9 protein-coding genes are annotated in these 10,152 nt (G+C 31.5%); all 9 read left to right on the top strand.

The genetic code is table 11. The annotated features are described in order from the left end of the window. The first annotated feature begins 225 nt into the window (after window positions 1–225). The 9 genes from KPL37_RS18050 to KPL37_RS18010 all read left to right on the top strand — a co-directional run bounded on the left by KPL37_RS18050 (window position 226) and on the right by KPL37_RS18010 (window position 9,950). Window positions 226–1,569, top strand: coding sequence for a 4Fe-4S dicluster domain-containing protein (locus tag KPL37_RS18050; protein ID WP_216151477.1), 1,344 nt, complete (start codon window positions 226–228; stop codon window positions 1,567–1,569). Further along, window positions 1,566–2,114 (top strand): BMC domain-containing protein, encoded by a 549-nt coding sequence (locus tag KPL37_RS18045; RefSeq protein WP_216151476.1) that lies wholly within the window; start codon window positions 1,566–1,568, stop codon window positions 2,112–2,114. The genes KPL37_RS18050 and KPL37_RS18045 overlap by 4 nt, the downstream gene beginning before the upstream one ends. 119 nt (window positions 2,115–2,233) lie before the next feature. Next, entirely contained in the window at window positions 2,234–3,325 is a 1,092-nt protein-coding gene (locus KPL37_RS18040) for a glycerol dehydrogenase (protein WP_216151475.1), read from the top strand. Between the two features lie 270 nt (window positions 3,326–3,595). After that, window positions 3,596–4,780, top strand: a complete 1,185-nt coding sequence (nirJ1, locus tag KPL37_RS18035; RefSeq protein ID WP_216151474.1) for a putative heme d1 biosynthesis radical SAM protein NirJ1 — start codon at window positions 3,596–3,598, stop codon at window positions 4,778–4,780. Window positions 4,781–4,814: 34 nt separating this feature from the next. Further along, window positions 4,815–5,819 carry a putative heme d1 biosynthesis radical SAM protein NirJ2 gene (gene nirJ2 / locus KPL37_RS18030; protein WP_216151473.1) on the top strand — a complete coding sequence of 335 codons (1,005 nt, stop codon included), beginning with the start codon at window positions 4,815–4,817 and terminating at the stop codon, window positions 5,817–5,819. Further along, window positions 5,819–6,271: a siroheme decarboxylase subunit alpha gene (ahbA, locus tag KPL37_RS18025; RefSeq protein ID WP_216151472.1), complete on the top strand. Its 453-nt coding sequence runs from the start codon at window positions 5,819–5,821 to the stop codon at window positions 6,269–6,271. Before nirJ2 ends, ahbA begins: the two co-directional genes overlap by 1 nt. Before the next feature lie 4 nt (window positions 6,272–6,275). Next, window positions 6,276–6,749, top strand: a complete 474-nt coding sequence (gene ahbB, locus KPL37_RS18020; RefSeq protein ID WP_216151471.1) for a siroheme decarboxylase subunit beta — start codon at window positions 6,276–6,278, stop codon at window positions 6,747–6,749. A 343-nt stretch (window positions 6,750–7,092) separates the two neighbouring features. Then, window positions 7,093–8,805 (top strand): methyl-accepting chemotaxis protein, encoded by a 1,713-nt coding sequence (locus tag KPL37_RS18015; protein WP_216151470.1) that lies wholly within the window; start codon window positions 7,093–7,095, stop codon window positions 8,803–8,805. 449 nt (window positions 8,806–9,254) lie between these two features. Beyond that, on the top strand, window positions 9,255–9,950 hold the full coding sequence (locus tag KPL37_RS18010) for a FadR/GntR family transcriptional regulator (protein ID WP_216151478.1): 696 nt from the start codon (window positions 9,255–9,257) through the stop codon (window positions 9,948–9,950). The last annotated feature ends 202 nt before the right edge of the window (window positions 9,951–10,152 follow it).

Here is a 10,152-nt window from a genome sequence, read left to right as displayed (position 1 = left end):
CATAGATCCTGTGAGACATGGAAGGGTAAGTTACCAGAGATAATGCGGACATCCGTCGTAGCCATAATTTAACAAAAAAGCAGAGCTCTATTTAAGTCATCCACCTATGCCATATAAATACAATAATTCAATATATAACAAGAAAGTTTCTTTTTGAAATGATGAGATTTTAAGAATGAGTGAGATATCAAGAGTAATTTATAATAAAGAGAGGAAGGGTTTAATATGGAACTATTAGACCAAATATATAAAGCTGGAGTTGTAGGAGCAGGGGGGGCTGGATTCCCAACTCACATTAAACTAAAATGTAATGTTGAATATCTTTTAGTTAATGCAGCAGAATGTGAGCCACTTATTCAAACTGATAAGTATATTATGCGTCATAATGCAGACAAAATAATAAAGGCACTAAGCCTTATGGCACCTCTGGTAGGAGCAGATAAGGTTATAATTGCAATTAAAGGTGAATATGAAAGAGAGATAGAAGCTCTCCATATTGCAATAAAAAAGCTCGACTCAGAAGTTGAACTTTTTTATCTTAAAAGTGTTTATCCTGCAGGAGATGAACAAGTTATAGTATATGAGGTTACTGGAAGAGTAATTCCACCAGGAGGGATACCATTAAATGTTGGAGCAGTGGTGTCAAATGTTGTAACCGTGTTAAACATATATGATGCAACGAGAGGCAAAAGTGTTACTGACAAAATAATTACTGTAACTGGTGAAGTGAATAATCCAACCCTATTATCAGTTCCAATTGGAACTTCAGTTTCAAAATGTATAGAAGCTGCAGGCGGCTTAAATATTAAAGATTATTGTGTAGTTATGGGTGGGCCTATGATGGGGAGAATTTTAAGTTATGATGAAGTAGAAAAAAGAAGTATAACTAAAACTGATGGCGCAATATTAGTACTTCCTGCAGACCATTATATTAAAGAAAGAAAATCATTATCTGTGCAGCACATAATTAATCAAACAAAATCTGCATGTATTCAGTGTTCATATTGTACTCAAATGTGTCCAAGATATTTATTGGGTCATCCACTAAGACCTCACAAAATTATGAGAGCAATTTCAATGTCACTAGATCATTCAGAGGAAATTTTTAAGGAAGCCTTAATATGCAGCGAATGTGGCATATGTGAAATGTATGCTTGTCCTATGGGAATATCTCCAAGGCAAGTAAATATAATAATAAAAAATGAGTTAAGACAAAAGGGAGTTAAGTTTAATACAACTTTAAAAATAACCCCAGATGAACAAAGAGATGGCAGGCAAGTACCTGTATCAAGGCTTGTACAAAGACTTAATTTAGGTAAATATAAAGATATAAAATTTGATGAAGACGCAATTGAGGTAAAGGTTAACATTGTGACCATACCATTAAAGCAACATATAGGTAAATTAGCTACTGCAATTGTAGCAGTGGGCGATGAAGTTAATAAAGGGCAACTAATTGGTGAAGTTAAGCCTGGTGATATGGGGGCTAATATTCATGCAAGTATTAGTGGAAAAGTTACAAAGGTATCTGATTGTATAATTATTGAAGGTAGCGAGGTGATATTATGATTAGATCAATAGCATTAATAGAGCTTAACAGCATAGCAAGAGGAATAGCAGTAGCAGATGTTATGCTAAAGTCTGCAGAAGTGAGACTCTTATTTTCAAAACCTACTTGTCCAGGGAAATTTATAATATTAGTGGCTGGGGAAGTTGGGGCAGTAAAAGCTGCTCAAAGGTCGGGAGTTGATTATGGCGGTCAGTATGTTGTTGATGATGTTTTAATTGCTAATGTGCACCCTGATGTTATTGGTGCCATTAATTGTAATGCAACAATAGATAAGGTAAATGCTCTTGGAATATTAGAATTTTTTTCAATAGCAGCATCCATTGTTGCAGCGGACGCTGCTGCAAAAGCAGCACAAGTTAAGTTAATTGAAATAAGACTTGGAATGGGAATTGGGGGTAAATCATATATAACTTTGACAGGCGATGTAAGTTCAGTTAAAGCCGCTGTTGAAGTAGGTGTAAATGCAGTAGCACAAACAGGAATGCTTTTAAATAAAGAAGTTATTGCGTCTCCTAAAAAAGAAGTATTTAATAATTTGTTATAGTAAAGTAATATTTTAAAATAATATTGTTGTAAATATATGTTATACTAAGCAGAGAATTTGACGAATTGTTAATTTTTCTGCTAATTTAAATTAATTTTAAAATGAAAGGGGTAACTAATATGTCAAAAATTATTATGTCACCAGGAAGATATATTCAAGGAAGTGGAGAACTTAAAAAAATTAAGGATCATATCGAAGCATATGGAAAATCATTTTTAATAATTGGAACAGAAAGAGCAATTAAACAGACTACAAGCACAATTGAGACAAGCTTTAAAGGAAGTGGATGTAAGTTATCATATGAAACTTTTAATAGAGAATGTTGCATCGAAGAAATTGAAAGATTGATGAAAGTAGTAAAAGGTTCGAGTTGCGACGTAATTGTTGGTATAGGTGGAGGAAAAGCTTTTGATACTGCAAAAGCTGTTGCATATTATTGCAAACTTCCAGTAATTATAGTCCCTACAATAGCTGCAACAGATGCACCATGTAGTGCATTATCAGTTATTTATACTAAAGAAGCAGTTTTCTCAAATTACTTATTACTTCCTAAAAATCCTGAAGTCGTATTAGTTGATACTGATATAGTTGCAGAGGCACCAGTAAGACTTTTAGTAGCTGGAATGGGAGATGCACTTGCTACATATTTTGAAGCAAGAGCCTGCTCCGAAGGAAATAGAGGAAATATGTCAGGTGAAAAAGCAACGCTTGCAGCTATGGCACTAGCAAAACTTTGTTATGATACATTATTATCAGATGGAGTACAAGCAAGAATTGCTTGTGATGGTAATGTATGTACTAAAGCAGTTGAAAACATAATTGAAGCCAACACTTATTTAAGTGGAATTGGTTTTGAAAGCGGAGGTCTTGCAGCAGCACATGCAATTCATGATGGATTAACAGTGCTTGAAAAAACTCATAAGTTTTACCATGGTGAAAAAGTTGCATTTGGTGCAATAACACAATTAGTACTTGAAAATAGACCCCTTGCTGAAATCGAAGAAGCAATATTGTTTTGCAAGAGTGTAGGACTTCCATGTACACTTATGGATTTAGGAATAGGATACATAACTCCTGAGGAATTAATGAGCGTGGCGGTTGCTTCTTGTGGACCAGGTGAAACAATGATCAATGAACCATTTGAGGTTACTCCAAAGGACGTTTATGCTGCACTACTTTCTGCAGATGCACTTGGTACCATGTGTAAATAAGAAATATTAGCAAAATAAGATAAGAGTATCATACTATAAATTTAGTATGATACTCTTATTTTATTTGCTTTTAGTTATGGGATATACATATTAAATGAGATATAGATTATTTTTTTAATATATGATGAAATTATTAAGCATAAATATTTAATTAAATACATATAAATTAATAAATTATTGGTTTTTATATATAAATTTTGTTAAGGAGAATGGAATTGTACTCCTTTTTTTTATTATAGAAATTAAATTGTTTAGAAGAGGAGAAAAAATATGATTGGAGTATCTAAACTATTATGTGGGGCTAAAAATTTTGGAGATAAATTAAGGTATGTAAGCGGAGCAAGCACGCAAAAAAATGGAGTTAGTAATGGTCATGGGCCTGTTGTTGTGTGGAATTGCACAAAAACTTGTAATTTAAAGTGTATGCATTGTTATGCGAATTCAGACAGTAAAAAATATAAAGGTGAATTAAGCACTAAAGAGGCTTTATCTCTTATTGATGATTTTCATAATGCTAAAGTGCCAGTAATATTATTCTCTGGAGGTGAGCCCTTACTTCGAGAAGATTTATTTGAGCTTATAAAGCATGCGGGAGATTATAAAATGCGTTGTACGATTTCTACTAATGGTACGCTTATTGATAAAGATATTGCTAGGAGAATTAAACAAAGTGAAGTAGGGTATGTAGGAATTAGTTTGGACGGTATTGGTGATAGACATGATGAATTTAGGCGTACTAAAGGAAGTTTTGATAAAGCCTTAGTTGGAATCAAAAATTGCAAAGAAGTGGATCAAAAAGTAGGGGTACGGTTTACTATTAACAGCCATAATTATGATCAAATAGAGGATATATTTCATCTGATCAAAGAAGAAAAAATTAATCGTGTTTGTTTTTATCATTTGGTTTATTCAGGAAGAGGAAGTGAAATGGTTAAAGAAGACATATCTCACGAAGAGTCGAGAGCTGTAATGGATCTGATTATGAAAAAAACTGTAGAACTCGGAGATAAGGTTGAAATACTTACTGTAGATAATCATGCGGATACAGTTTATCTTTATTTGCAAGCGGTAAAAAAATATCCTCATTTAGCTGATAATATATTTAAATTAATGAAGATGAATGGTGGAAATCGTTCAGGTATTGCTATTGCAAATGTTGATTACCTAGGAAATATACATGCAGATCAGTTTACTCCACAATATACTTTTGGAAATGTTAAAGAAAGAGCATTTAAAGAAATTTGGGAAGATACAACAAGCCCAATTATGAAGGGATTAAAGGATAGAAAAAATTTGCTTAAGGGTAGATGTAGTAAATGCAAATGGTTAAGTGTATGTAATGGTAATTTTAGAACAAGAGCTGAATCGGTAACTGGAGATTTTTGGGCATCAGATCCTGCTTGTTATTTGAGTAATAAAGAAATAGGTGTGCATGAGGAAATTGGGTTAATATAAGAGATTTAGAAAATATGGTAAGGGGGCATAAAATATGATCATGTCATGGAACACAACAAATAAATGCAATATGTACTGTAAGCATTGTTATAGAGAGGCAGGTATTAAAGCTCAACATGAATTAAATACGGTTGAGGGTAAATCACTAATTGATGAAGTAGCAAAGGCAGGGTTTAAAATAATGGTATTTTCAGGTGGAGAGCCTTTAGTAAGGTCTGATATTTATGATTTAATTAAGCACGCAGTGAAAGTTGGATTAAGGCCAGTTATTGGGAGTAATGGAACGCTTATAACTAAAAGAGTTGCTAGGGAGTTGAAAGACGCTGGGGTTATGGGGGTAGGAATTAGTCTAGATAGTCTTAATCCTAAAAAGCATGATGAATTTCGAAATTACACAGGGGGATGGAGAGAAGCTGTAATTGGTATGAAAAATTGTAGAGATATCGGACTTCATTTTCAAATACATACAACGGTAATGAATTGGAATAAGGATGAAATACTTGATATAACCGATTTTGCAATTGGAATGGGTGCTGTGGCACATCATACTTTTTTCTTAGTACCAACAGGAAGAGGCGCAGATATTGAAGAGGAATCATTAAATCCAGAGCAATATGAGAGATTATTAAAGGACATAATGTTAAAGCAAGATGATGTTAATATAGAGCTAAAACCTACCTGTGCACCTGAGTTTATGAGAATTGCAAAGGAAATGGGAATGAACCCTAGGTTTAGTCGCGGGTGTTTAGCAGGAACTAGTTACTGTATTATTAGTCCTAATGGAGATGTGCAACCTTGTGCATATTTAAATCTGCCAATTGGAAATATACGCGAGACACCTTTTAGTGAAATTTGGAGAGATAATCCTATATTTAAAGAATTAAGAACTATGAATTATAAAGGTAAATGTGGTAGCTGCGACTATAAAAAAGCTTGTGGTGGATGTCGTGCTCGCGTAGCATATTATAATGATGGAGATTATATGGCAGGGGAAGATTGGTGTTCATATTCTAGTGAAAAGAAAGGAAATAAAAAGTAATGGATAAAATAAGTAAAGATATACTTAACTTAATTCAATCTGGTTTTCCAATAGAGTCTAGACCTTTTCTTAAAATCGCAAAGGAGCTCAATATATCAGAGAATCAAGTTATTGATATTATTAGTGGACTTAAAAGTAATGGATATATTAAACGAATAGGTGGAATATTTGATTTAAGGAAATTAGGCTATTATAGCACCTTATGCGCTATAAAAGTTCCTGTGGAAAAAATTGAGGAAGTAGCAAAATTTATAAATAGTAATAATGGAGTTACTCATAATTATATTAGAAATCATTCATATAATATGTGGTTCACAGTAATAAAAGCTTCTATAGAAGGTGTTAAAGAGTTTTTAAATGATATCAAAGTTAAAACAGGTATTGAAGATATAATTGAGTTACCAGTAGAAAGACTATTTAAAATCAATGTTGTTTTTGATATTAAGGAGTGATTTTATGTTAAGTGGCTTAGATAAAAGTATTATACGTGCAGTTCAAGAAGATTTGCCATTAGTTCCAGAGCCGTATAAAGAAATGGCACGAGAACTTGGTATTACAGAAAATGCATTAATAAATAGAATTAAAGAATTCTGTAGCAGTGGTATTATAAGAAGATTTGGGACTATTGTAAATCATAGAAATATTGGTTTTACTTCAAATGCAATGGTTGTGTGGATAGTTCCGAAAGATTTAATTGAGGACGTAAGTAAAATTATGATATCATTTCCTCAGGTTAGTCATTGTTACCAGAGGCCTACTTTTCCACAATGGCCATATAATGTATTTACGATGATTCATGGACAAAATAATCAAGAATGCGAAAAAATAGTTAAGGAAATTGTGGCTGCCATTAACATTAATGATTATGAGCTGTTATATAGTTCTATAGAACTTAAAAAGGAAAGCATGAAATATTTTATAGAAGAATAGTCTATATGTTATAAAAAAGACTTGTCTATATTTTACGTTAATTAAATTTAATAATATAGTGAAAACAATAATAATAATAATAATAATAAGGCGGCTTTGCCGCCTTTTTTGTTGAGCGTTTAGATTACAAAATCATTTCATTTTATGTAAACGATGCAATTGAAATTTTTCTAAAGTTATATAAATAATTAACGATAACTATTAAACCAGTAAAAATGATGCATATATTAAACATAAATAATAATAAAAGAATAAATTACATAGGTATGTAAAACATCATACAATTACAAAAAGTTTTGTTTTAAAAATTAAAGGCAATATATTATTTGAGGAGTGAAGATTAATGAAATTTTTTAATAATTTAAAAATGATTCAGAAGTTAGTATCAGCGTTTGTTTTAGTTGCACTGTTTATAGGTATTGTTGGTTTTATTGGAATGAAAGGTGTAAATATTATGAATGAAAATGTTAAAAAGATTTATAATATAGACTTGGCACGGGTAAATGATATCGCTAGACTTAAAGCAAATTTATTAAAAAGTAAAGGAGATTTATTTTTAATTTCTGCGCCTATATACAAAGGGGATTTACAAAAGAACAAAGACGATATTTTAGGTCTTGTAATCACTAATAATAAATTTCTTGTAGAATACAAGACTACCATTACAAGTAATTTAGATAGACAACAATTTGCAAAATTTGAAAAATCACTTGGGAATTATCGCATAACCAGAGATAACTTAATTAAAGAAGTTGATAAAGGCAATTATGCCAAAGCGAATGAAATTTTCCCAGCTCTTTCTAAAATTGAGAATGGCATGTTAACAGTTCTAGAAAAAGAGTCGAAATTAACTATGGATATGGCAAAAGTTAATTATGATAATAGTCAAGTAGTATATAATGGCTCATATGTCCGAGTTACAATGATGACTGTATTAGGGTTATTTGTTGCTATTATGCTTGGTTTAGTAATGGGAATTGCAATATCAAGGCGATTAAAGAAAGTATTAACAGTTGCTCAGGCCCTTGGAGAAAATGATTTATCAAAAACGGTTGATATTGATAGTAACGATGAAATTGGTATTTTAGCAAAGGCTTTAAATAAATCTGTAGTAAACTTAAAAATCTTAGTTGCTGAAATATCAGAAAGTGCTACAGATATTAGCGCTACTAGTGAAGAACTATCTGCTACTACAGAAGAAATATCTGCGAAAATGGATCTTGTTAATGAATCTGTAAGGCAAGTATCGATAGGGGCAGAACAGTTAAGTGCAACGGCTGAAGAGGTAAATGCGACAACAGAAAGTATTGCAGAGAATGTGACGGGTGTAACTTTAAGAGCAAACAATGGAATTAAGATTGCCAGTAAAATAGGAGTAAAAGCTGAAAAAATAATGAATGATGCAGAGGACAGCGCTACTAATGCAAAAAAATTAGGTAAAGAGAAACAAGAGAAAATATTAAAGGCAATTGAAGAAGGAAAGGTTGTTAGTGAAGTTAAGATAATGGCAAATGAAATAGAAAACATAGCAAGTCAGACAAATCTTCTTGCACTTAATGCAGCTATTGAAGCAGCAAGAGCCGGAGAACAAGGTAAAGGTTTTGCAGTAGTTGCAGATGAAGTTAGAAAATTAGCAGAAGATTCATCAGTTGCAGTTCAAAGAATTCAAGAGGTAACTTCAAGAGTTGAAAATGCATTTCAAAATCTTTCGAGCAATGCACGGGATGTGTTGAATTTTATTGATAATAAAGTTACACCTGATTATATATCGTTTGTAGATACAGGTAAACAATATGGAGCAGATGCGACAGTATTTAATGAGTTATCTTCAGATATAGGAACTTCAATGAATATAGTAAATGAAACTGTGTCAGAGATTAAGAAGGCAATTGAAAATGTATCATCTACGGCAGAGGAATCAGTTGCAAGCTCAGAGGAGATACTCGCAAGTGTTAATGAATCAGTAATGGCTATCCAAGAAATAACAAAAGCATCTCAAGGGCAGGCAATACTTGCTGAAAAATTAAATAGTATGGTGCAACAATTTAAGTTATAAAACTAATATATAGAATCTGAAGAATATTTTAAGAAGATTAAAAACCGATAAGATTTATAAAATCTTATCGGTTATTTATATTTTGTCCTGTAGTATATGTAGCGGATGTATAAAAATATAATATTAAACATTCTATTTAAAAAAATGATAACGATGTTAATGTTAAGAAAATATCAATATTACCCTTATTTGAAAAGATAAGTTGAATTATTATTTAAATAAAGTAAATTATATTTCACATTGTATTTTATTAAAAAAATACGTTTACACTAGTTTATATAAAATATTTATGAAGTTGGATATAACTTGTGTCATTATTAAACTGCTGTTATTATGTTATAATATATAAAGTGTATAGATTTTGGATATTAAAGGGGGGGAATCACATAATGGATAAAATTGATAAAACTACATTAAAGCATTTGGACACATATCCAGGTGTGAATGAAATGTTTAGCCCAATAAAGAGCACGAAAGTTTACGAACAAGTAATTGACCAAATAAAGAATATGATTGATAAAGGTACTCTTAAAAAAGGTGATAAACTACCTTCAGAGAGAAACTTAGTGCAACAATTAAAAGTAAGCAGAGCATCTATTAGGGAAGCTCTTCGGGCATTAGAAGTTATTGGACTTATAGATTGTAGACAAGGAGAAGGTAGTTATATAAAGGCAAGTTTTCAGGATAATCTATTTGAACCATTATCAATTATGTTTATGTTAGAGGGAAGCAATAAAGAAGAGATATGGGAGCTCAGAAAGATTATGGAGGTTGAGGCTGCAGGTTTAGCTTCAAAGAGAATAACGGATGAACAATTAATAGAGATTAAGGAACTTACCCATAAATTCTTAAATTGTGATGATGAGGATATTAATTCTGAAATAGATAAAAAATTTCATTATAAGATAGCAGAATGCTCGGGTAATGTTTTAATTTTTGATATTCTTAAAACAGTTTCAACACTTGTAGATCATTTTATAAAAGATGCAAGAAAATTAATAATAGTTCATGAAGGAAATAAGGAAATACTTTTTTCTCAACATAATGAGATATATTTATCTTTAGAAAGGCATAGTTCCGCGGATGCTAGAAAAGCAATGCGAGTTCATTTAGATTTTGCAAATAAATATAAGAGTGAAAAATAATATAAAAAAGGTAATGTTTTTATATAATCAAAGGTGAGAGCAATAATAAACATTGCTTTCATCTTTAATTTTATAATAAAAACAAATAAACATGTCAACTGAATTTGAAAATGTCCCAAAAAGTTTTAATTATTAGCACCAGCAATAGCTGGTGCTTTGTTACGTTTCAACCTGTTTTTGGATATAGCAAACACACCTTAAA

The organism is Clostridium frigoris (genome assembly GCF_018861865.1).
GTDB classification, from domain to species: domain Bacteria; phylum Bacillota; class Clostridia; order Clostridiales; family Clostridiaceae; genus Clostridium_AD; species Clostridium_AD frigoris.
This window is presented reverse-complemented; position numbering and strand designations above follow the sequence as displayed.